This is a genomic window from Rubritalea squalenifaciens DSM 18772, from assembly GCF_900141815.1.
In the GTDB taxonomy this organism is placed as follows: Bacteria; Verrucomicrobiota; Verrucomicrobiia; order Verrucomicrobiales; family Akkermansiaceae; genus Rubritalea; species Rubritalea squalenifaciens.
This window is the reverse complement of record NZ_FQYR01000005.1, coordinates 194,080-214,513: the sequence shown is the minus strand read 5'-3', so window position 1 is coordinate 214,513 and position 20,434 is coordinate 194,080. Positions and strand designations below refer to the sequence as shown.

At 50.8% G+C, this 20,434-nt stretch carries 20 protein-coding genes; 9 read left to right on the top strand and 11 right to left on the bottom strand.

Features of this window, described 5'->3' with window-relative positions; all coding sequences use genetic code 11:
* Positions 1-27: 27 nt before the first annotated feature.
* Positions 28-1,500: a NarK family nitrate/nitrite MFS transporter gene (locus BUB27_RS14225; RefSeq protein WP_143184527.1), complete on the bottom strand. Its 1,473-nt coding sequence runs from the start codon at positions 1,498-1,500 to the stop codon at positions 28-30.
* A 253-nt stretch (positions 1,501-1,753) separates the two neighbouring features.
* On the opposite strand from BUB27_RS14225, the gene BUB27_RS14220 reads away from it, so the two are divergent.
* The 5 genes from BUB27_RS14220 (at position 1,754) to BUB27_RS14200 (ending at position 9,272) form a co-directional block, all read left to right on the top strand.
* Positions 1,754-2,665, top strand: a complete 912-nt coding sequence (locus BUB27_RS14220) for a LysR family transcriptional regulator (RefSeq protein WP_143184526.1) — start codon at positions 1,754-1,756, stop codon at positions 2,663-2,665.
* An 82-nt stretch (positions 2,666-2,747) separates the two neighbouring features.
* Complete coding sequence (locus tag BUB27_RS14215; RefSeq protein WP_143184525.1) at positions 2,748-3,989, top strand: alginate export family protein; 1,242 nt, start codon at positions 2,748-2,750, stop codon at positions 3,987-3,989.
* A gap of 161 nt (positions 3,990-4,150) precedes the next feature.
* On the top strand, positions 4,151-6,685 hold the full coding sequence (nirB, locus tag BUB27_RS14210; protein WP_143184524.1) for a nitrite reductase large subunit NirB: 2,535 nt from the start codon (positions 4,151-4,153) through the stop codon (positions 6,683-6,685).
* A gap of 9 nt (positions 6,686-6,694) precedes the next feature.
* Positions 6,695-7,027, top strand: coding sequence for a nitrite reductase small subunit NirD (gene nirD / locus BUB27_RS14205; RefSeq protein WP_143184523.1), 333 nt, complete (start codon positions 6,695-6,697; stop codon positions 7,025-7,027).
* A gap of 166 nt (positions 7,028-7,193) precedes the next feature.
* Entirely contained in the window at positions 7,194-9,272 is a 2,079-nt protein-coding gene (locus tag BUB27_RS14200) for a beta-N-acetylhexosaminidase (protein ID WP_143184522.1), read from the top strand.
* Here BUB27_RS14200 and BUB27_RS14195 read toward each other — a convergent pair.
* Both BUB27_RS14195 and BUB27_RS14190 read right to left on the bottom strand, forming a co-directional pair.
* On the bottom strand, positions 9,258-10,124 hold the full coding sequence (locus tag BUB27_RS14195) for a YihY/virulence factor BrkB family protein (protein WP_143184521.1): 867 nt from the start codon (positions 10,122-10,124) through the stop codon (positions 9,258-9,260). The genes BUB27_RS14200 and BUB27_RS14195 overlap by 15 nt on opposite strands.
* A 6-nt stretch (positions 10,125-10,130) precedes the next feature.
* The gene (locus BUB27_RS14190) at positions 10,131-10,913 is read right to left on the bottom strand and encodes a dienelactone hydrolase family protein (RefSeq protein WP_143184520.1); all 783 of its coding nucleotides are present in this window, start codon (positions 10,911-10,913) and stop codon (positions 10,131-10,133) included.
* Between the two features lie 81 nt (positions 10,914-10,994).
* On the opposite strand from BUB27_RS14190, the gene BUB27_RS14185 reads away from it, so the two are divergent.
* Positions 10,995-11,468: a hypothetical protein gene (locus BUB27_RS14185; protein WP_143184519.1), complete on the top strand. Its 474-nt coding sequence runs from the start codon at positions 10,995-10,997 to the stop codon at positions 11,466-11,468.
* Positions 11,469-11,547: 79 nt separating this feature from the next.
* Here BUB27_RS14185 and yaaA read toward each other — a convergent pair whose 3' ends face one another.
* The gene (gene yaaA / locus BUB27_RS14180) at positions 11,548-12,324 is read right to left on the bottom strand and encodes a peroxide stress protein YaaA (protein ID WP_143184518.1); all 777 of its coding nucleotides are present in this window, start codon (positions 12,322-12,324) and stop codon (positions 11,548-11,550) included.
* A gap of 140 nt (positions 12,325-12,464) precedes the next feature.
* On the opposite strand from yaaA, the gene BUB27_RS14175 reads away from it, so the two are divergent.
* Positions 12,465-13,322 carry a DUF1853 family protein gene (locus BUB27_RS14175; protein ID WP_143184517.1) on the top strand — a complete coding sequence of 286 codons (858 nt, stop codon included), beginning with the start codon at positions 12,465-12,467 and terminating at the stop codon, positions 13,320-13,322.
* A 1-nt stretch (position 13,323) separates the two neighbouring features.
* Here the strand turns inward: BUB27_RS14175 and BUB27_RS14170 are convergent, their stop codons facing one another.
* Positions 13,324-14,811: a hypothetical protein gene (locus BUB27_RS14170; RefSeq protein WP_143184516.1), complete on the bottom strand. Its 1,488-nt coding sequence runs from the start codon at positions 14,809-14,811 to the stop codon at positions 13,324-13,326.
* Positions 14,812-14,892: 81 nt separating this feature from the next.
* Here BUB27_RS14170 and BUB27_RS14165 point away from each other — a divergent pair, with 81 nt between their 5' ends.
* A complete protein-coding gene (locus BUB27_RS14165; RefSeq protein ID WP_143184515.1) occupies positions 14,893-16,305 on the top strand; it encodes a DUF481 domain-containing protein in 1,413 nt (470 codons plus the stop codon).
* Here BUB27_RS14165 and BUB27_RS14160 read toward each other — a convergent pair.
* Positions 16,302-17,336 carry a M42 family metallopeptidase gene (locus BUB27_RS14160; protein WP_200797134.1) on the bottom strand — a complete coding sequence of 345 codons (1,035 nt, stop codon included), beginning with the start codon at positions 17,334-17,336 and terminating at the stop codon, positions 16,302-16,304. The two genes, BUB27_RS14165 and BUB27_RS14160, sit on opposite strands and share 4 nt — an antisense overlap.
* A gap of 54 nt (positions 17,337-17,390) precedes the next feature.
* Here BUB27_RS14160 and BUB27_RS14155 point away from each other — a divergent pair, with 54 nt between their 5' ends.
* The gene (locus tag BUB27_RS14155) at positions 17,391-18,110 is read left to right on the top strand and encodes an alpha/beta hydrolase (RefSeq protein WP_143184514.1); all 720 of its coding nucleotides are present in this window, start codon (positions 17,391-17,393) and stop codon (positions 18,108-18,110) included.
* Positions 18,111-18,174: 64 nt separating this feature from the next.
* Here BUB27_RS14155 and BUB27_RS14150 read toward each other — a convergent pair whose 3' ends face one another.
* From BUB27_RS14150 to BUB27_RS14130, 5 genes are all read right to left on the bottom strand, one after another.
* On the bottom strand, positions 18,175-18,768 hold the full coding sequence (locus tag BUB27_RS14150; RefSeq protein ID WP_143184513.1) for a DUF4202 domain-containing protein: 594 nt from the start codon (positions 18,766-18,768) through the stop codon (positions 18,175-18,177).
* An 87-nt stretch (positions 18,769-18,855) separates the two neighbouring features.
* Positions 18,856-19,110, bottom strand: coding sequence for a hypothetical protein (locus BUB27_RS14145; RefSeq protein ID WP_200797133.1), 255 nt, complete (start codon positions 19,108-19,110; stop codon positions 18,856-18,858).
* A gap of 2 nt (positions 19,111-19,112) precedes the next feature.
* On the bottom strand, positions 19,113-19,325 hold the full coding sequence (locus BUB27_RS14140; RefSeq protein WP_143184512.1) for a DUF1653 domain-containing protein: 213 nt from the start codon (positions 19,323-19,325) through the stop codon (positions 19,113-19,115).
* A gap of 5 nt (positions 19,326-19,330) precedes the next feature.
* Positions 19,331-19,642, bottom strand: coding sequence for a pyrimidine/purine nucleoside phosphorylase (gene ppnP / locus BUB27_RS14135; protein ID WP_143184511.1), 312 nt, complete (start codon positions 19,640-19,642; stop codon positions 19,331-19,333).
* 53 nt (positions 19,643-19,695) lie between these two features.
* Positions 19,696-20,430: a DUF4328 domain-containing protein gene (locus tag BUB27_RS14130; protein ID WP_143184510.1), complete on the bottom strand. Its 735-nt coding sequence runs from the start codon at positions 20,428-20,430 to the stop codon at positions 19,696-19,698.
* Positions 20,431-20,434 lie beyond the last annotated feature (4 nt).

Here is a 20,434-nt window from a genome sequence, read left to right as displayed (position 1 = left end):
CAAACCTGTGAGAAAGCATTTTTTGAATTAAGCCACCTCAATCATTTCCACTGACCCGTCAGGAAGAACCTCGGCAGTGTGTCCAGCAGGCTCCTCCAGGAACATGGTAGCCACGAATCCAAGTACACTGGAGCAGGCAATGATGAGGAAGAATGTTGGAGCGCTCACAAAAGAGAAGATAGTCAGGAAGACGACTGCCCCCACATTTCCATAGGCTCCAGCCATGCCAGCAATCTGACCGGTCATGCGCCGCTGCACCAAAGGCACGATGGCGAACACGGCTCCCTCACCTGACTGCACAAAGAAGGAGCAAGCCATGGTCACTAGCACAGCCAGCGGAAGAGCCCAGGTACCGTCTATCTGGCTCATCATGAAGTACCCAGTTGCCAGACCAACCATGAAGATCAGCATGCTCTTACGGCGGCCAAACTTGTCGGAAATCAGCCCCCCAGCTGGACGGGCCAACAAATTCATGAAGGCAAATCCAGAGGCCAGCATACCAGCCTTCACCGCATCCAGTCCGAAAGTCTCCATGAAAAACATCGGTAGCATGGATACCACGGCGAGCTCTGAGCCGAAGGTGACGAAGTAGTTCACATCAAGAATCGCCACCTGCTTGAATTTGAAGCGGAACATTTCCTCCACTCCCCCATTCTTCAGCATGTCTTTGTTGACGCGGTAAATCTGGGAAACCTGAAAGACGAAGAGAGCAACCAAAGATCCGTAGATGATATTCACTGCAGATTGTCCAAGTAGAGCCACTCCCGATGGGGAAAGTTTCCAAGCCAAAACGGCCAAGGCAGCGTACATTGGTACGGTCATGATCAGCAGGAAGTAGAAATCACGCGGGGTACTCACCTCCATACCACCACTTTTCTTCGGTTTAAAATAGGTGGAGCCCTTCGGGGTATCGCGAGCCACCATGTAGTAGTAGATACCATAGAGGGTTGCGATAACCGCTGTAGTGTAGAGTGCGTAGCGCCAGCCGTTATCTCCACCGTAAAGCAAAGCCAGGGAAGGTAAGCTCAGGGCCGCAGCCGCAGAACCAAAGTTTCCCCAGCCTCCATAAATCCCCTCGGCAAGTCCAACCTGACGTGCCGGAAACCATTCACCTACCATGCGAATACCAATCACAAAACCGGCTCCCACAAAGCCCATGGCAAATCGGGCAATGGCCAGTTGCTCGTAGCTTTGCGCCGAGGCAAACCAGGCACAGAGTACACCAGAAATCACCAAGAGTGAACTGTAGGTCTTCCGCGGCCCCAGCTTGTCCACGAGCATGCCTATCACCACACGAGCAGGAATCGTCAGTGCCACGTTAAGGATCAGAAGGGCCTTCCACTGGGCTTTGGTGAGATTGAATGTCTCGCTAATCGCTTTCGCCATCGGGGCGTGATTAAACCACACCACAAAGGTAATAAAGAAGGCTACCCAGGTGATATGCAATGTGCGTATATTGGGCTCCTTCACGTTGAGGAGGTTGAGTTTAGGATTGTTCATTTCACCACCCCTCTCAGCACCACACATGCCAACCTGGCACACCACACCCCTCATGACGCTCATTTCAACTATGAGTCCCGCTAATACCACCGTCAAAGCCCTGTGCCGCCTTGCATCCTGAGTCCAGCAGGAGCTGAAACCTTTTCTCCGTAATATGAATAAACGTGGTACGCCAACTGCTTCTTGATTCATATCTACCTATACAAACTTCCAGCCACAGCTTCTCTCTACCTGTACACGACAAGATAGTTCCATGAATTTACCTGAAATCAGACAGCTGAAAATTTTCATCGCTCTGGAGGAAACCCGCTCATTCACGACGGCAGCCAAGCGCTGTTTCATCACCCAGTCTGCTGTCAGCCACTCACTCAAGAGCCTAGAGAAACAACTCGGCAGCCCGCTCATCGAACGCATGGGCAAACGAGTGATCCTCACGCCCTATGGCGAAGTCTTTCTACATCACGCTAAGAGAGTCATCCGAGAACTGGAAGAATGCCTCACCAAGCTCGATACCCTCAAGCGCTGGGGTTATTCCTCGTTACGCATCGGTGCGCCGGATTCCATTTGCCAGCATGTTCTTCCTCAAGTGATCAAAGACTTCAGGGAAAAGTATCCGAAGTGTGAAGTCTCTATCCATCTTGGCGACACGGCTGAGGTCCAGCGCATGATCAAGAATGGAGAAATGGATCTAGCATTTGGCATCCATCTCGCCCCGAACGATCCTCAATTTACCTTTACGCCACTGGCAGCCGACACCCTTTGCTTCATCACAGCGCCAGACCACCCATGGACAAAGTTGGACCCAACGGAGAAAAAAGACCTCTCGAAAGTTCGTCTCATCTCCTACTCCGCAAGCAGCGAGACACAACGCCTCATTACCCGCCACTTCAGTGAACACGTCGTTCAACACTTCCAGCCAATGGCTCTTGGCAATATGGAGGCCATCAAAGAAATGACCAAGCAAGGTCTCGGCGTTGGCATCATCCCTCGCTGGGTGGTTAAAAAAGAGCTCGAGGATGGTAGCCTGATCGAGCACGCTATTTCGTCTCCGCCGCCTCAACGCCAGTGGGGCGTCTTCTCCGGAGGGAATAAAACATTCTCCCTCGCCGAGGAAGAGTTCATCGACTTCTGCAGAGAACACCTTACTGCCACTGTTGAGGCCTAGGCTGACATTGGCATGACTAGATTTCATAATGATCATGCAATGCATGCGAACGCAGTGGCATATCCTCTGCTGATGCACTAGCATGACCAACCTGAACTATAAGCCTCTCCTCCTCAGCCTACTGGGTACCAGCTCCTGCTTTGCTGGCACAGCTGAAGACCCAGTAACTAGTGAGAACCACGACTGGTTCACCTTCTCTCTGGAAGCCCGTGCCCGCATCGAACAACGGAATCAACAAGGTCTCGACAACTCCTACGCTGGGACATTGCGTCTACGCCCGGGTATACAACTAGGCCGAGACATTGGGCTTGCGGCCTTCGTGCAGTCCGAGCACACACTCGCCTTTATCGAGGACTATCAAGTTGGCACCCCCCAGTCAGCCCTGTTTGACCCCTATGTCCCGGGAAACACTCCCATTGGTGACCCTGAGAACCACGAACTGAACCAGCTCTACCTCCAGTATAAGACAGAGGATTACCTGATTCGCGCAGGTCGCCAGCGTATTATTTTCGACAACGCCGCATTTATCGGCAACGTAGGATGGCGCCAGAATGAGCAGAGCTTCGACGCAGCATTCGCAAGCTATTCCCTCGATTCACTGGAGTTCAAATACGCCTACCTGAATCGGGTTAACCGCATCTTCGGCCTCGATGGCAAAGGTGCTGTCGAAGCTCTTGAGGGAGACGCTCACCTCTTCAATGGCAGCTACAAATTGGGGGAACATTCACTGCATGGATACGTCTACCTGATGGATTTCTCTGAAAGGCAATTTGCCAGAGCCAGCAGCAACACATTCGGATCATTTACTGACCTAAAGTTTAAACACGGCAGTTACCACGCAGAGTTTGCTTACCAGACGGAAGCAGGTTCACAGGAGGATTTCACAGCCCTTTACGGCCACCTAAATTTCAAAAAGAAAATTTCCAGCCTCACTATCACCGCAGGCACCGAGCACCTAACAGAGGACTTCGTCACGCCGCTTGCCACCGTACACGCCTTCAATGGCTTTGCGGATGTCTTCATCAATGACCGTCTGGGCCTCACCTCAGGGCCAAGCCAATGGGATGGCCTCACTGACCTCTACCTGGGAGTATCCACAAAAGCTCCTGGTGACATTGCTGTCTCCACCACTGCCCATGCATTCTATGATGACTCTCTCGACCAGTTCTATGGCTGGGAGCTTGATGCTGTTGCTGCCAAGAAACTTTGCGACTCTACTAAACTGGTCGCCAAGTGGGCCTATTTCTTTGGCGATGATTCTGCTGATGGCAACTTCAGCAATGACGTGTCTCAGTTCTCTATCCAGCTAGACTATTCATTCTAAATACAAATATCTCAGCCCGCTTCTACTGGCGGGCTTTTGCACTCCATGCCGCTCAATCACAACCCAAGCGATGAAAATCATGAATCCCATTCATCAAGGAACTACTGAGATGGCACGGCGCATGCTCAACATCCACTGAACCAACGAAAGGAAAACGAGTTATGAGTGAAGCGAAAGAAAGAATCGTCGTCATTGGCAATGGCATGGTGGGCTACAAGTTCTGCGAACGTCTAATCAGCAAAGACACAAACAAGCGCTTCCAAATCGTCACCTTCTGCGAGGAGCCTCGTCCAGCTTATGACAGGGTCCATCTTTCCGAGTACTTTGCGGGCAAGACAGCAGAAGACCTCTCCATGGCCAAGCTGGAGTGGTATCAGCAAAACGAAATCGAACTCTATATCGGTGAGCAAGCCACGCACATCGACCGGGAAGGCAAGCGCGTCATCACAGCCACCGGCAAAGTAGTTACTTACGATAAACTCGTGCTCGCTACCGGCTCATCTGCTTTCGTTCCCCCTGTGCCAGGCATCGATAAGGAAGGCGTCTTTGTCTACCGAACGATCGAAGACCTCGATGCCATCAAGGCCTACGCTGAAAAAAGCAAGACCTGTGCAGTGATCGGGGGAGGACTACTCGGACTGGAAGCGGCCAAAGCTGCCCAGGATCTTGGTTTAAAAACGCACGTCGTCGAGTTTGCTCCTCGACTCATGCCACGCCAACTGGACAACGCAGGAGGCAATCTACTAAAGGACATCATTGAAGACCGCGGCATTGAGGTTCACCTTTCCAAAGCTACTAAGAACATCGCAGGTAAAGATCGGGTTCGCGAAATGGAGTTTGCCGACGATTCTTCTCTCGGCGTTGACATGATCATCGTCTCCGCCGGTATCCGCCCCAGAGACGAACTGGCGCGAGAAGCTGGACTCAAAGTGGGCGAGCGAGGCGGCATCGAGGTCGACTCCTACCTCCTCACAAGTGATCCTAATATCTTTGCTATCGGTGAATGCGCTCTCTACGGCGGCATGATTTATGGCCTAGTTGCACCAGGATACCAGATGGCAGATGCGGTCTCCGATCTCCTGACTGGAAAAGATGCCAGCTTTGAAGGTGCTGACATGTCCACCAAGCTCAAGCTTATCGGTACGGACGTTGCCTCCTTCGGAAGCATTGAAGCTCCAGAAGGCTCCGGTGCGCGTGATATCGTGATCAACGACCCACACGCCAAGCTATACAAGAAGCTCGTCATTTCTAACGACGGCAAAAAACTCCTCGGCGGTATTCTCGTAGGCGACGCCTCAGCCTATGGTTCCCTGTTGCAGATGTATCAGAACGAGATCGTGCTCCCGCCTGAGCCCATCCAACTCATTCTTCCAGCAAGTGATGGCGCCCCAGTCGGCATGGGGCCAACAGACCTTCCTGACTCAGCCCAAATCTGCTCCTGTGAGGCTGTCACCAAAGGTCAGATCTGCTCTGCTATAGAAGGGGGCTGTTCCTCTGTAGGAGAGCTGAAAGCTTGCACGAAAGCAGGCACAGGCTGTGGTGGCTGTGTCCCTCTGCTGACCGACCTTTTCAAAGCCAAAATGAAAGAGTCTGGCGTAGAAGTTTCTAACAATCTCTGCGAGCACTTCGCTCATTCCCGGACCGACCTTTACCAGATCGTCCGCGCTACAGGCATCACAACATTTGACGAACTGATCTCCAAGCATGGCAATGGCAAGCTTGGCTGTGAGACCTGCAAACCAGCAGTAGGATCCATACTAGCTTCCGTCCACAATGACCCCATACTCAATCATACACCTCTTCAGGACACCAACGATGCATTTCTTGCGAACATTCAGCAGGATGGAACCTACTCCATCATTCCCCGAATCCCGGGTGGTGAGATCACACCGGAGAAACTGATCGTCATTGGACAAGTCGCCCAGAAGTACAAGCTTTACATGAAGCTCACAGGTGGCCAGAGAATCGATCTGTTAGGGGCACGCGTACATCAGCTCCCACTCATCTGGAAAGAGCTGGTGGATGCTGGCTTTGAATCCGGCCACGCCTATGGCAAGGCGCTTCGCACAGTAAAGTCCTGTGTTGGCTCCACCTGGTGCCGATTTGGAGTTCAAGACTCCACAACCCTGGCCATCGATATCGAAAAACGCTACCGCGGCATACGCTCTCCTCACAAAATCAAGTCGGCGGTCTCCGGCTGTGCCCGTGAATGCGCCGAAGCCCGTTCGAAAGATTTCGGGATCATCGCAACCGAGAAAGGCTGGAACCTCTACGTCTGCGGTAACGGCGGCATGAACCCACGCCACGCTGACCTTTTCGCTACCGATATCGACCGTGAAACTTTGATCAAATACATAGACCGCTTCCTCATGTACTATATCAAGACGGCTGATAAACTTGAGCGCACGTCCACTTGGATGACCAAGCTCGAGGGTGGTCTCCAGCATTTGCAGGACGTCGTCATCCATGACTCACTGGGTATCGCAACGGAACTTGAATCCCAGATGCAGCACCTCATCAATACTTACGAGTGTGAATGGAAAAATGCCATCGATGACCCAGAGAAACTCAAACGCTTCAAGGCCTTCTCGAATACCGAAGACACAGACGAGACAGTCAAATTCGTAGACGTTCGCGGCCAGATCTGCCCTGCCCGTCTCAACGAGGCCACCGAACAAGAACCTGTTAACGCTTAATTCCAAACCATGACGACAAGCACATTGATTAAAGTTGGTAGTGTCGAAGACTTTCCTCTCCACCTAGGTACCTGCGTCAAGATTGGCGAACAACAGATCGCCATCTTCCGCCTGCCCACTCTACAGACCTGGTATGCGGTCCAGAACCTGAACCCGCAAAACCAGCGCATGGTGCTATCACGCGGCATCACCGGAGACGAAAATGGCACTCCATTTGTAGCCTGCCCGCTGCACAAACACCGCTATAACCTGGAATCAGGTGAATGCCTCTCAGATCCCTCCATTTCACTACAGACTTTTGTGGTGAAAGAAGAGGGCGGCCTCATTTATTTGGAAGCTTAAGCATCCTTTTATTCATACCACCAACCCTGAAAAAGCCCGCCAACTAGGCGGGCTTTTTTTTACCCCCATCAACACCAATATGACACAACGGGAAACCCAATCCTTGTAATACAGATTAAATACTCCAAGTATAGTTCCACAGCACAGACCTGTTTACACTCCACTCATGAAATCGCTATCACTCATTCTGAGCCTGTTTCTCGTTACTCCCACTCTCGAAGCCCAAGAGTGGGCTGGTTCCCCACATACATTGGAACAACTAGAAGCAGCACCAGTCTCACTCATTCCCCATCCCGTCTCAGTCTCGTGGGAAAATGGCCAGTCATTTGATCTACCAGCATCGCCAACTATCGCCTGCCATGTCTCCGCTCAGTCAGCTTCCATGGATTTACAGAAAGCTCTGAAAGCATTCGCAGTCAGCGCCAAGCCCTCTGTGAACTCAGATGCAGACTTCACCATCACAATCGATCCGAAGTCCGTCACCCAGCCTGAAGGCTACCAACTCAAGGTGACTTCAAGCTCATGCTCCATTATTGGCCATGATGCCGCAGGGGCATTCTATGCAGTACAAACACTCCGCCAGATGCTGCATAATCAGAATGGTAAGCTAAGTCTACCTGCATGTGAGGTGACCGATTACCCGGCCTTCAAGATCCGATCCTTCATGCATGATACTGGCCGTAACTTCCAGACAGTGGAATCACTCAAGGAACAATTAGATCGTTTTGCCCAATATAAGCTGAATCACTTTCACTGGCATCTCACAGACAATCCAGCCTGGCGCATTGAATGCAAATCCTACCCTCAGCTAAACGATCCTCAGTTCCGCAGACCGGGCAGGGATCCTGAGGCAACTTACAGCTACGATCAAATCTGTGACGTGATTGCCTACGCCAAGGAACGTCACATCACCATCATCCCTGAACTGGATATGCCTGGCCACTCAGAGTACTTCACCAAGGCCTTCGGTTTCAAAATGGGCACACCCGAGAGCCTTCCTATCCTTGAGAAGCTCATCGATGAGTGGTGCTTAGAGATTCCTGCAGAAGATTGCCCGCACCTTCACCTTGGCGCAGACGAAGTGCACATCAAGGATCCGAAAGGCTTCATCAAACGCATGACTGACCGAGTGCGCTCACATAAGCGTATCCCCATCCTCTGGAAACCAGGTCTCACTCCTGCGGACACATCCACCATTCTCCAGCCTTGGGGTGACAACGCCTACAAAGGTGACATGAAGGCCATTCCAAACCCAATCCTCGATTCAGGTGCTGGCTATTTGAACTCTGGAGACGCCCAATGGCTGCCTCAGAAATACTTCTTCTGGCAAGCTTGCGGAGTAGCCGCAGGATCAGAGCGAAACATCGGTGGTGAGCTCTGCATGTGGCCAGATGTTAGAGTCGATGATAAAAAGAATATCTTCAGGCACAGCCCGGTATGGCCGACTCTACTGGCTTTCTCGGAAAGTCTCTGGCTAGGAAGAAAGCAAGAGGCCAAACAGTTCATGAATACTACTCCCCTGCGTGGCACAAGCGCGTGGAACTACCTGCACGAATTCGAAAACCGTATGGCTGACCATCGGTCTAGATTCTTCGCAAACTCTCCCTTCCCATGGGTAAAACAAACCGCCATACAATGGCAAGTAGTCGGTCCTTTCCCACACGCCAAAGACACTCCGTGGGACCAGAGCTTTGCACCAGAGACACAACCTGAAGCTGAAAAATATGAGACCTCAGGCAAGACTCTCAACTGGAAACCGCTCGGAGGAACTACACCAGGCCTCCCCTACTGGCATTGCCCGGTTTCTAGCACCATGTACATGAAAACCTATTTCAAGGTAGATAGTGACCGCACGGTACACCTACGCATCGGATTTGACACTCCAGCACGCTCGCAGCGTAGGTCGAGTGGCATCCCTCCTCAAGGCAAGTGGGATAGCAACGGCGGAATGGTATGGATCAACGGCAAAGAGATTACACCTCCCAAGTGGAATGCTCCTAACACCCAACGCTACACCTACAAAACCTGGCACAAGCCACCGCAAGAAATCCCATTCACCGACGAGGAGTTCTACTGGACGACTGATCCAGTGAGCGCTGAACTCAAAAAAGGCAAAAACCTCATCCTCATCCGCGTTCCATACACCCACAAGTTCCAGTCCCTGAAAGCCACCTGCACACCTGTAAAACGCCATGGTTCACACTGGGTCATTGATGAATCTGTAGATATCTCAGATACTCCCTAATTCATCTTCCTCAGCATCTGTCACCGTCTCCCTCACCGCGTCCACTCTGGCACCTACCATGAGGGAGAAGCCTGTCATGTAAAACCAGAAAAGGAGTAGCACAATCGCCCCTAGTGAGCCGTAGGTCTTGTTAAAATTACTGAATGCCGCGGCGTACCAAGTGAGCCCGGCGGAGGCGATCATCCACATCATCGTCCCCGTAAATGTCCCCCAGCTGATCCACTTCCATTTCACGCTTCGCTGATAGGGTGCGAAACGGAAAATCACGGACATCCAGAGCATCATCACTCCTAGCAGTACCATCCACCTCATCACCGCGATCATAAACTTCGTCCCCCAGCCAGGATCTAGATAAGCAACGACTGCTGGCACCCCAACCAATAAACCTACCATCAAGGAGAAAAAGGCTATACCACAAATGGTAAGCACAATAGCAACCAAGCGTTTCTTAAAAAACTTGCGCCCATCTGGACGGTGAAAGACAACATTCATTGCAGTAATTATTGCCAACATCGCCTTGCTACCTCCGTATAATGCCAGTGCTATACCTACGAGTACACCCCATCCCGCAGCTTTGTTGTCACCCGTGATGCTCTTCAACTCTTTATTTAGAATAGACATCACATCTTCAGGTAACACTGTATGCATAGAGAGTATCTGGCGCTCGACATCCACTGGGTCAGCCACCAATCCATAAATGGCCATGATCGCCCCCAAGCCAGGAACCAAAGCCACCAATAGATAGAACGCCACACCAGCTGCTATGAAATTGACACGCTCATTCTTGAACTCATGCCACACCATGCGGCATGAGATCCAAGCGTCTTTAGCAATCTGATAGAAGCGGTGCATGTCTCTCTATTTACCCATAGCCACCTTAAAAAAGTCCAGCATGTGTGTCCAACTTCTCTCATCCGCCTGCGCATTGTAGGCAGCCCCTTTGCTAGGATCATCGCCCGCCATTTTCTGGGTAAATGAATGCACGGCACCACCATACTTGATGAGCTGCCAGTCTACCTGATGATCACGCATTTCTTTTTCAAAGGCAGCCAGATCCTCAGGCTTCACGAAGGGATCGTCAGCCCCGTGGCAAGCCAGCACCTTGCATTTAATATTTCCTCCATCCGCAGGCACAGGAGAATCCAAGCCACCGTGAAAACTAACCACTCCGGCAATGTTTGCCCCACTTCGGGCTAGCTCGATCACTCCCGTACCGCCGAAACAATAACCGATAGCGACCACCCTGCTAGCATCCACATTCGGCTGCTTGAGAGCCACCGTAAGCCCAGCGTTCAATCTCTGGCGATACAAGGCTCGATCCTCTTTATAAGAGCCTGCTTGTTTACCAGCTTCAGCTCGGTTTGCGGGGCGCACGCCCTTCCCGTAGATGTCTACAGCAAAGGCGACATAGCCTAACTTGGCTAACTGCTCTGCCCGGCTTTTCTCGTAATCCGTCAAACCCATCCACTGATGCACAATCACCACCAGAGGGACCTTGCCCTCTACTTTGTCCGGCACAGCCACATAGCCCTGCAACTCTGTATCACCATCCTTGTAGACGACATCCTCCCCAGCCTGCAAGAAACTGAAGCTTAGCAACAAGCTACCCAACAACACATGAACACGCTTAAACAAAAACATGCCGCACTCTATCACATTCTTCAAAGAAACCTCAAATCAAATCACATTGACCCTCAGCACTCACCACCCTAGAACTCTAGCATGAATCAAACTATGCCCTACAGCCCCAGCCCATACGGAACTCCAAGCGCAGACCCCGCTGCAACTCAGAATACGAGAGTGAGTGATCTGGCCATCGACATGCTTCGCCGCACCAAAGGCTGGGTAAAATTCCTCTCCATACTCGGCTTCATCGGTTCTGGCTTCATGATCCTGGGAGCCATCGGCATCTTTAGTATGGGAAACACCATCGGAGGTGGATTCGGTGTTGGCATCGGCGTGATCTATCTCGCCATGTCAGCCCTCTACATCTACCCATGTGTACTACTCTGGCAATATGGTTCTTCGATTAACAAGTTGATGCAATCGCGCGAGAGCATCGATCTGGAAACCGCCTTGGACAAACAAAGAGGTTTTTGGAAGTTTGTTAGTATCATGGCGATCATCATCATTTCGGTATATCTGATGATGATCTTGTTTTTTATTGGGCTTGGAGCTTCCGGCTTGGCGAGATAACCTTCGTTCCCATTCGTAAAAAAGCGCACCTTGTTGGAGGTGCGCTTTTTTCTTGGTAAGACTTCTTGAGGGAACAAGACTATTTCTGCTCCTTGCGCAGGAAGACCAGCTCATTACCCTTGGAATCTTTCGCACTGTATTTGTATCCAGCGGTCTTGAATTTTTTGAGACCGGCGACATCAGAAACACCTTCCCTGACAATAAAATCTGCCATCATTCCACGTGCTTTCTTGGCGTAGAATGAAATGATCTTATAGGTTCCGTTCTTCTCGTCCTTGAAGACAGGAGTGATCAACTCACCGATTAGCTCCTTCTTTTTGACGGAACTAAAGTATTCGTTAGAAGCAAGATTCACCACGAGGTCTGACCCGCTGGCTTTGAGATCTTTGTTCAGCATCTCAGTGATCTTGCTACCCCAGAACTCGTAAAGGTTCTTTCCTCTCTTGTTCTCCAGCTTGGTTCCCATTTCCAGACGATAGGCCTGCATGAGGTCCAGTGGACGCAATACACCATACAAGCCGGATAGAATGCGGATCTGTTTCTGTGCAGCAGCAAAGTCATCAGCACTCCAATCGCTCAACTCCATACCCTGATAAACATCACCTGTGAACGCGAGGATTGCCTGACGGGCGTTATCCTTGGAGAAATCCTTTTCCCAACTCGCATAGCGTTCAGCATTCAACTCGGCCAGTTTGTCAGAAATACTCATCAACTTACCGATCTGAGCCGGAGACAACTTGCGGAGTTGCAGTACCAGCTCCTCAGAATCATCCAGCAGACGTGGCTTGGTGGACTTCTTGGTCAGCAGTGGAGAATCGTAATCGAGAGACTTAGCTGGTGAGAGGAGAATGATCATGTGTCGACTCTAGAGGCGCTTTGAAAAATTTCAACCCTCCCTGCGTAGCAAGAAAGCAACTATCTCAGCTGGATGCCCATGGATTTGTTTAAGCACCGTTATATACATTTCATGTCTCCTGTGCCAAGCTGCCCAAGCACATGAAGCCGGAGAACTTTCATCACGCAGAAAAAATTCAGAGTGACCATGAGTCGCTCTACTCTGCCCATATACTCCGCAGTCTGGTCGAGAGCCCTCTGATGCTGACCGACCTCCCCGAGGCCGCACGATTTCCAAGCCACACGCTGTCAGTTCCCGAACAGGTGACTTCACTCAACTTCCGGCAAAAACTAGGGCACCTCTATGAAGACGCTCTCAGCCAACTCCTTCAGTCGAGTCAGCGCTATGAACTTCTGTCTAGCAGCATCCAAATACAATCGCCAGAGAACATCACCCTTGGAGAGCTGGACTATCTTCTCACTGATACACTCACCCAGGAAAACATTCATCTGGAACTCGCCATCAAATTCTACCTCGCCCTCGAACAAAACGGTCAACTGACCTATCCTGGCCCAAACGCCCGTGACAATTTCCACCGGAAACTGGACCGCCTCCGCAGTCACCAATTGTCACTTGGCAAGTCCGAATCAGCTCGTGAGCTTTTGTCTACACGCTTCGGCATCAAGTCTTTCACGACTAAGCAAATCGTCCATGGCATCTTCTTTTTCCATGTGCATGCCGAACAAAGAACCTTGCCCGAGTTTACATCCAGTGATTGCCGTATCCGCCCATGGATTTATTGCAAAGAACTAGAGGATTACCTTCCTCAAGAAACAACCGCCAGAGTGATTCCAAAACCTCTCTGGCTCTGCGAGCCTGACCTAACATGGTTGGACACCTTGCCTGACATCAGCCTGACAGAGATTATCGAGATCTCCCAGAAACGCTGCACGATGATATACTCTCCAAGCATAGAGAGCCCGCTATTCGTAGCACCTGACCTGTGGCCTCAGCCTTAGCTTATCGCTCACGCTGCTTCTCAGGTCGAGGGAAGAGAATCCTGAACGGATCCAAGAACAAAGGCACCTTTCTCGTATCCGTAATCGTAGGAGCAATGAAGCTGCCCTTCTTACTGCCGCCCACACGATAGGTAAGTACATCCCCAACAAAGGCGGACAAGTTGCCGCTCCAGAAATCATTATGCCCATTGATTATCCGGTAGTCATCCACCTTCACCAACCAGATCGGATCATAGGCCGGCACATGCTCATTCCCCAGATGAGTCAGCGTCATGCGTGATGATGTGGTGAAACGATGGCTCCAGCCTGGTTGGGCTTTGATCCAGTTTGGTTCTCCAAACTTCACCAGCTTTCCAGGGAGCGCCTCTGGATTGCTCAAGCGATGCGTGGCAAAGGGTGGATAACGGCCAGCGGTGATGCGGTCCATCTTGAGTTGATCGTAGTATGGCGCGTCTTTCAGGCCTCGCTTCATCGTAAGGTTGCTCGAGGCTATGTTAAATTCTCCGATCCAGCGTCCCGCCGGAAATGCCAGAAAGTTTGGCCAGTCATTCTTAGCCGAGAGGATGACGATGTTAGGAGGCTGTGGGCTCCTTCCCCCCAGATAACCTTTCTCTCTGCCATAGAGATCAGACAGCATTCGCAGCGGAGCCAAGCGGTTCGCCTCCACCGCTGGATTAATGAGCACCACCAGGTCACCGTAGGCTTTCACGAGTCCACGGTCTTTCTCCATGGCCTCTGAGAGTCGGCGCATGGTCACCGGGTAGATGGCATTCAGCAGCACCGAAGCCCCAAAGCTATGGCCAATGGAAACCAGCCTCACCCCTTGTTTCTTGTTAGGTAATACTGTAGCAGAGCCATTCCCTTGCACCTTGGATGTGGAGCGGTTGTAACGATCCGCCAAGTACTCCACTCTGGATAGAAACTCAGGTAGCTGGCCGATACCCACATTGACACTGGCTGACTTCCTGTTCCAAAAGCTGGTCAAATACTCCGTACCGAGAGGCGACACACTCGATTTCCCTCGCCAGGCTACGTAGATAGCCGTCACATGCTGCCCCTTAGCGATGTGGTCCGCCACCCACTTCTCCATGGTTTCCGCATAGCTTCGTAGGTTGCCATTCTCATACTTGGCATTGTGCTGCCAGCCGTGCACATACAGCACGATGAGATGATTCCGCTGATCTCCATTCCTGCGCATATCTTGATGCACCTTACGAATTCTCTCCAGCACAGCATCCGCCTGGGCTCGGTCATGCAGAAAGCCCTTGTCATCATACTCCACCACACCGAAATACAAACTACCTTGCTGCTGCGGTTTGCGGACAAACTGAGACTTCTTGGCAAACTCTTTGCGCGGAGCATCCGAGATTCTCGTTACTTCCTGGACATCGTGATCTGTACGGTATTGCTGTAGCCTTACAGGTGCACAGGAACTCGCCAGCACACACAGGCCCAGCAGCACACATTTCACGGAGTCCATCCACTTCATGTCGCCAGTGAACAAGAGCCACAGAAAAATTCCAGCCTGTTTCCACTTGAATCTCAGCGCTCTACCCTCCATTCACAAGCCATGCGCGCGCTTTACCTCTCAGCCACCAGCCTCTGCCTCTCCTGTGGACCACTTCTCGCAGCAGAAAAGTCATGGACTCATGATGGAGACTTCGGCATCAGCTTGAGCTCGGGGAACTCAGACACTCTACGGTTCAGCCTAGGTCTGGATAGTTCCTACGAATTCGAACTTTGTGAGCTGAGAAACGAGTTCGACGCCATCTACGGCGAGGATGAAGGAGTAAAATCCCATGAGTCCATCACAAACACCTTCACTGCTTCCCGTGACTTCAGAAACTCTCCTTGGTATGCCGCTATCTCCAACGACTTTCTCTACGACCCTATGGCGGGAATCGATTACCGTAATGGCACCAACCTTCTGCTGGGCTATCATTTCATCGACAATGAGCGCTTCAAGTTTCGTGTCGAGGTAGGTCCCGGTGTGATCTTTGAAAAACGTGATGGTGATTCCAGCTCCTACGCCGCCTTTAAAGCCGCCCAATACTTCAGCTGGCAAATCAACGAAGGAACCCGTCTCTTCCAATCCCTTAAAATGACCGGTGAGCTCGGCGATTTCTCGAACTCCATCTACACCGCCGAAGCCGGGGTCGAGTCCGCTCTCTACGGCCCATGGTCAGTCCGCCTGGCCGCCAAGTCCATCCACTATGGAGAGACGGATTCCAAATCGGACGATCAACTCATCATCCTAGGCCTGGGCTATTCCTTTGACCCGGATGGCAAGGGAATCAAGAATCTGAATTCCAAACACAAAAACAAGGGCTTCGACAGTGACAACTGGATCATCACCGGTCTCATTGGTGGTTCCTATGCTTCGGGGAATACCAACTCCAAATCTCTCGCCACTGGCATCCTGGCCAAGCGGAAGACTGAATTCGCGGAAACATCTCTTGGCCTCAGTGCCAACTTCAGCCAGACCGAGGGTGAAACTACTGCCCAGACAGCTGGTCTCGACGCTCACAGCCAGTACAGTTTCGACAAGCCATGGTTCGCCGGTGTCCGGCTCGATGTAGATCATGATGACCTGGCAGACCTGGATTACCGGATCGCTCTCACACCTTACTTAGGCAGATACCTGTTCGAGAATGATAAGGACTTTGCCTCTCTAGAGATCGGTCCATCCGTTGTTTACGAGAAGCAAGAAGATGAGACTAATACCTATTTCGCCCCCTACATCAGCTTCAAGGCAGACAAGCATTTCACGGAGGACACCCGCTTGTTCGCCAGAGTCAGCTGGCGTGGTGAAGCCAAAGACCCCTCCAACTACATCCTGACCTCCAAGATCGGGCTCGACCACGCCCTCAACCACAGTGTCAGCCTCAAGGCCGTTCTGACTGACACCTATGACAACACCCCGGCTGAAGGCCGTGATAGCAACGATATCCTCTTCATCACCGGCCTTGAGTTTAAACTCTAAGCGGTAAATTGCTCGATATAGGCCTCGCAGAGATCGATCGTAGCTTCGATACCTTTCTTGTGGGCACGCTCCGTACTGTGTGAGGCGGCGACACCTGGACCGATAAGTCCTACACGGAAATCGAGGCCAGCTCGCAATGCTGCCGAACCATCGGAACCATAGTAAGGATAGACATCCTGAGTGTATGGGATGTTCTTTTCCTTCGCCAAGCCAACTAGCTTGCGACGCATTTCAAAGTCGTAAGGCCCCGTAGAGTCTTTCGCACAAATAGAACAGCTCAGCTCCGTACCTTCACAGGCGGCGCCTAGCACCCCCATATCAATCACTAACAACTCCTCTATACCCTCGGAGTATCCCACGGTACCACCGTGACCAACCTCCTCAAAGTTGGAGAAGAAAATCTCTACCGGTACATCCTTGCCTTGAAAACGTTTCGCCAGTTCAAAGAGCACAAAACAGCCAGCCTTATTATCCAGAAATCTGGACTTGATGTAGCCATTCTCAAGCTCCTCGTAACGTGGGTAGAGACAAATAAGATCACCCACACTAATACCGAGATCCTTCACATCCTGCTTGCTAAAGACGATCTCATCCAGGCGGATATGCATCGTCTCCAAAGAACGCTTGGTAGAGTCTTTTTCCCTGTTGGTGTGAGAGGACGGATCATTCAAGAGAATGGTTCCCGTATGCACCTTCCCATCCAAGGTGCAGATACGCACATACTCACCTTCTGCCCCCGTGAGGGACAAGCCTCCGATGGTCGAGAAAGCCAACGTGCCATCTCCTTTGATTCCTGACACGATGGCCCCAAGAGTATCCACGTGAGCTGCTATGGAAAGCTTAGGCTCCTTGCCAAATGCACAACGCACGGCGCCTTTATTGGTCATCTCTGGGGCATATCCCATTCCTTTCAGCAGGTCGAAAATGTAGTCGCATGCATCATGGGTGAAACCAGAGGGAGAATCGATATTCACCAGTTCCTTGAGCGTCGTGTAATCAGGCATGTCCAGAGCAATGCCAGCTATTTTCATTCACGCCAAGCACGGATTCTGGTAATAGCCCGATCTTAACCTACATCCATATTCATGAAGAAATTCGCATTTTCTCTGACCCTGCTCTACCTCAGCACGCTCTTCGCCTTATCTGGTGAAGAAATCATCAAAGACTCTGACGGCAAGGATTGCTACATCTATACGCCGGAAACCATCAAAGCCGATAAGACCTATTGGCTGGTAGTGGGAGTGCATGCCCTCAATGGAAACGGTAAAAGGGCATGCGGGGTAAGCTCGTGGGCGAAAAGGCTCGACTGCATCGTCATCGGCCCCACCTTTGACAAAGGCTATCAAGCTGGAAATGGGGAGCACGCCCGTAAAGTGGTCCAACTCCACAAAGAACTCTCCACACAGTACAAGCTACACGACAAGATTTTCGTGCACGGATACTCCGCTGGTGCACAATTTGCCCACCGCTTCACCTTTCAGGAACCCACATTGGTAGGTGGGCTCTCCGCCCATTCCGCTGGCTCTTGGGCAACTGGTGGTCCATGGGCTGAAATCAACCGCAGAGCCAAAGATATTCCATTCGCTCTGTCCTGTGGAGAAAAAGATACAGTGAAGTCATTCCCTCAAGCTCCCATGACACGTCTTGAGTGGTTTCAACTATTCAGAGAGGAGCTGAAAAAGAAACGCTTCAGCAATCTCACCACCCAAGTCATTCCAAACGCTAAACACCGTCAGGTCAAAGCCTGTCTGGAGATGGCCGAAGCGTGCTTCAAAGAAGCTCAAAAAACCTTTCCAGTAAAATAAGGGAAGAAAAAATCCCCCGCCCGGAATTCCAGACGGGGGAGAAATTGCACAGTTTGATCGACCTCTAATGGGGGGCAGCGAGTGCTTTCTCAATCATATCCTTAGCTTGGCTTGAATAGGATAGCTTGAGTGCTTCCTGCTGACCTCTCTCACTCATTTTCGCCCAGGTTTTCTGGACAATCTTGATCATCTTCTCCTCGTCGGTACTCATGATGAGAGCATCGAATTGGTGAATCAGGAAAATCAGGCAGAGGGAATCCTCCAGAGTCTGGCAATCCGGGTTGTTCTTCAGATTTTTCTTCAGGTTCAGCTCTCTGACTTGAGCAAGAGTCTCATCGTCATAGCCTACTTCGCGCAGGATTTCCTCCGCCTTTTCTGCATGAAATTTCTTCAGCTCTTCACGCCATTTTAAATAACCGGCGCGACCCTCTGGATAGTTACTCCTTGGGATTTGCCAGCGACAGATGTGCTGGCAACGCGACGCAAGCAGCAGTGACTCGGAAGGGTCAGGATCGAGACGCATCACCCAATCAGTGAGTCTGCGGGCATACCAGGTCTCGTGAGACTGTTCTTCGCCATCCACGGTGATCTTGCGGGGGTCTTGATCATTGGCTGCGTCAAACTTGCAAAACGCGGCCGCTAACTTTCGTCCGTCCATGGTCTGACTATCATAATACTGACTTACATCTTCCACAACTTATATCCTAACTTTCTGGTTATTATTTTTATAAACAATCAAAGCCGCTTAATCTTCCTCTCCTCTTAGTATTGGCCACTTGGTAAGCGCTAGAAAAACCAGCAATCCAAAGTGCCCTAATGGCGGGAAAAATGCCAATAATGAGATCAAAGGAGAATAACCAGCTTTCTTACAGATAAACCAAAGTGGAATAACCAAGATCACACTAGTTCCTGTCAAAAAAATCAGTTCAATCCCACTTACTTGCTCAATCAGGGCGAGAGGTTGACATGAACCGTTCATCTGGCAGTTACCTGGAATCATCGCTACTCCTCAAGGAATGCGAAACGGGGCGTCACTTTGCCATCACGCTCCACAGTCTCGGTAAACATCTTCAATGGTCGGATCCAGATTCCCTGGTCACCATAGAGAGCCTGATAGACCACGTATTCCTCCATGGTCTCACTACAGCGCGCGACATGGAGCACCAAGTACTCCATGCCCTTGAAATGGCGATATTTACCCGGCTTAAGATCCATAGGAATTAGAGATAGCTACAGACGTACTGTCCATTGCCCTCGGCCACCTCGATGGTGAAGCCTGAGTTTGCATCCACATTGAAGTACTCGCCTGCTTTGTAGACAGAGCTTTCCTCAGAACCATCCAAGGTCACCTTGCATTCACCGGCAGTAATATCCATACGCTCTGCGGCAACAGTATCAAAGTGATAGCTACCAGGCTGAATCACTCCCATAGTCTTGGCAGATCCATCTTCCATCGTGATCTTGTGAGAGACGACTTTACCATCGAAATACACATTACCTACGGCGTGAGCTGTTACATTGTTAAAATCCATGGCGCTATTCTCCAGCCAATCCACGAATACACAAGGAACATTGCTGACAGCGGCTAAAGACTGTTCGTGGCATCGCCCACATAACTACGACAAAGCTCGGCTTGTTTGTTGGTCACCTTATACACAATCGCCATCAGACATACCCCAGCTATTATAACAAGTATGAGGCCAACTACCTCTGCGTATGTTGCACTTGAAATCTCACTAAGACTATCATTCTCGGTGGCTCGATTCATGCGCTGTACAATTCCGCCAATGATCCAAGTCAACCACCATACATTTAGCAAGCCCTTGTGACTGGCACCGCTGAAAGTACGTGACCATATCTCTTGCATCCCGCTCAGTGGTTTAAAAAGCATCATAATAGGGATGAAGTACCATCCCACAGCCCAGCCGGGTGTCACGGTAGGTTTAGTCAACAACCCTGGTACAGCCCAAGCATTCTTCATCGAACGGTTTGTCCAAATACAAAAAAAGACAACAATAAGAATAAACATCAGGGAGATCCCTCTACTCATCGCCATATAAGTATCATAAACCTGTTCATCCAGCATTCCTGCAGGAGTAAGAAATGGATTAATTCCAGCATCCATATCACCTGCCAACTTGAGGGAGTAAACACAATAAGTGACACCTAATAATACAAACAAGCCTAGCAACACCATACAGACCCTAGATATTCCGGTATGATCCTTCATTGGACCATAGGGTGAATTAGCCTGAGTAGGATTATTCAGAACAAAGGTCGGTTCAGCAGAGGCCGTTGGTGCTTGATAAGGGTTTTCCATCTAT

Coding starts and splice junctions, on each gene's coding strand:
- BUB27_RS14195 (WP_143184521.1), bottom strand. CDS start 10,124: ATGCACCGCTTCTATCAGATTGCTAAAGACGCTTGGATCTCATGCCGC.
- BUB27_RS14170 (WP_143184516.1), bottom strand. CDS start 14,811: ATGAAGTGGATGGACTCCGTGAAATGTGTGCTGCTGGGCCTGTGTGTG.
- BUB27_RS14160 (WP_200797134.1), bottom strand. CDS start 17,336: ATGAAAATAGCTGGCATTGCTCTGGACATGCCTGATTACACGACGCTC.
- BUB27_RS14130 (WP_143184510.1), bottom strand. CDS start 20,430: ATGGAAAACCCTTATCAAGCACCAACGGCCTCTGCTGAACCGACCTTT.
- nirB (WP_143184524.1), top strand. CDS start 4,151: ATGAGTGAAGCGAAAGAAAGAATCGTCGTCATTGGCAATGGCATGGTG.
- BUB27_RS14155 (WP_143184514.1), top strand. CDS start 17,391: ATGAAGAAATTCGCATTTTCTCTGACCCTGCTCTACCTCAGCACGCTC.
- BUB27_RS14200 (WP_143184522.1), top strand. CDS start 7,194: ATGAAATCGCTATCACTCATTCTGAGCCTGTTTCTCGTTACTCCCACT.
- BUB27_RS14145 (WP_200797133.1), bottom strand. CDS start 19,110: ATGATTCCAGGTAACTGCCAGATGAACGGTTCATGTCAACCTCTCGCC.
- BUB27_RS14150 (WP_143184513.1), bottom strand. CDS start 18,768: ATGGACGGACGAAAGTTAGCGGCCGCGTTTTGCAAGTTTGACGCAGCC.
- BUB27_RS14140 (WP_143184512.1), bottom strand. CDS start 19,325: ATGGATCTTAAGCCGGGTAAATATCGCCATTTCAAGGGCATGGAGTAC.
- BUB27_RS14185 (WP_143184519.1), top strand. CDS start 10,995: ATGAATCAAACTATGCCCTACAGCCCCAGCCCATACGGAACTCCAAGC.
- BUB27_RS14220 (WP_143184526.1), top strand. CDS start 1,754: ATGAATTTACCTGAAATCAGACAGCTGAAAATTTTCATCGCTCTGGAG.
- BUB27_RS14190 (WP_143184520.1), bottom strand. CDS start 10,913: ATGTTTTTGTTTAAGCGTGTTCATGTGTTGTTGGGTAGCTTGTTGCTA.
- nirD (WP_143184523.1), top strand. CDS start 6,695: ATGACGACAAGCACATTGATTAAAGTTGGTAGTGTCGAAGACTTTCCT.
- BUB27_RS14165 (WP_143184515.1), top strand. CDS start 14,893: ATGCGCGCGCTTTACCTCTCAGCCACCAGCCTCTGCCTCTCCTGTGGA.
- BUB27_RS14225 (WP_143184527.1), bottom strand. CDS start 1,500: ATGAACAATCCTAAACTCAACCTCCTCAACGTGAAGGAGCCCAATATA.
- ppnP (WP_143184511.1), bottom strand. CDS start 19,642: ATGGATTTTAACAATGTAACAGCTCACGCCGTAGGTAATGTGTATTTC.
- BUB27_RS14215 (WP_143184525.1), top strand. CDS start 2,748: ATGACCAACCTGAACTATAAGCCTCTCCTCCTCAGCCTACTGGGTACC.
- BUB27_RS14175 (WP_143184517.1), top strand. CDS start 12,465: ATGAAGCCGGAGAACTTTCATCACGCAGAAAAAATTCAGAGTGACCAT.
- yaaA (WP_143184518.1), bottom strand. CDS start 12,324: ATGATCATTCTCCTCTCACCAGCTAAGTCTCTCGATTACGATTCTCCA.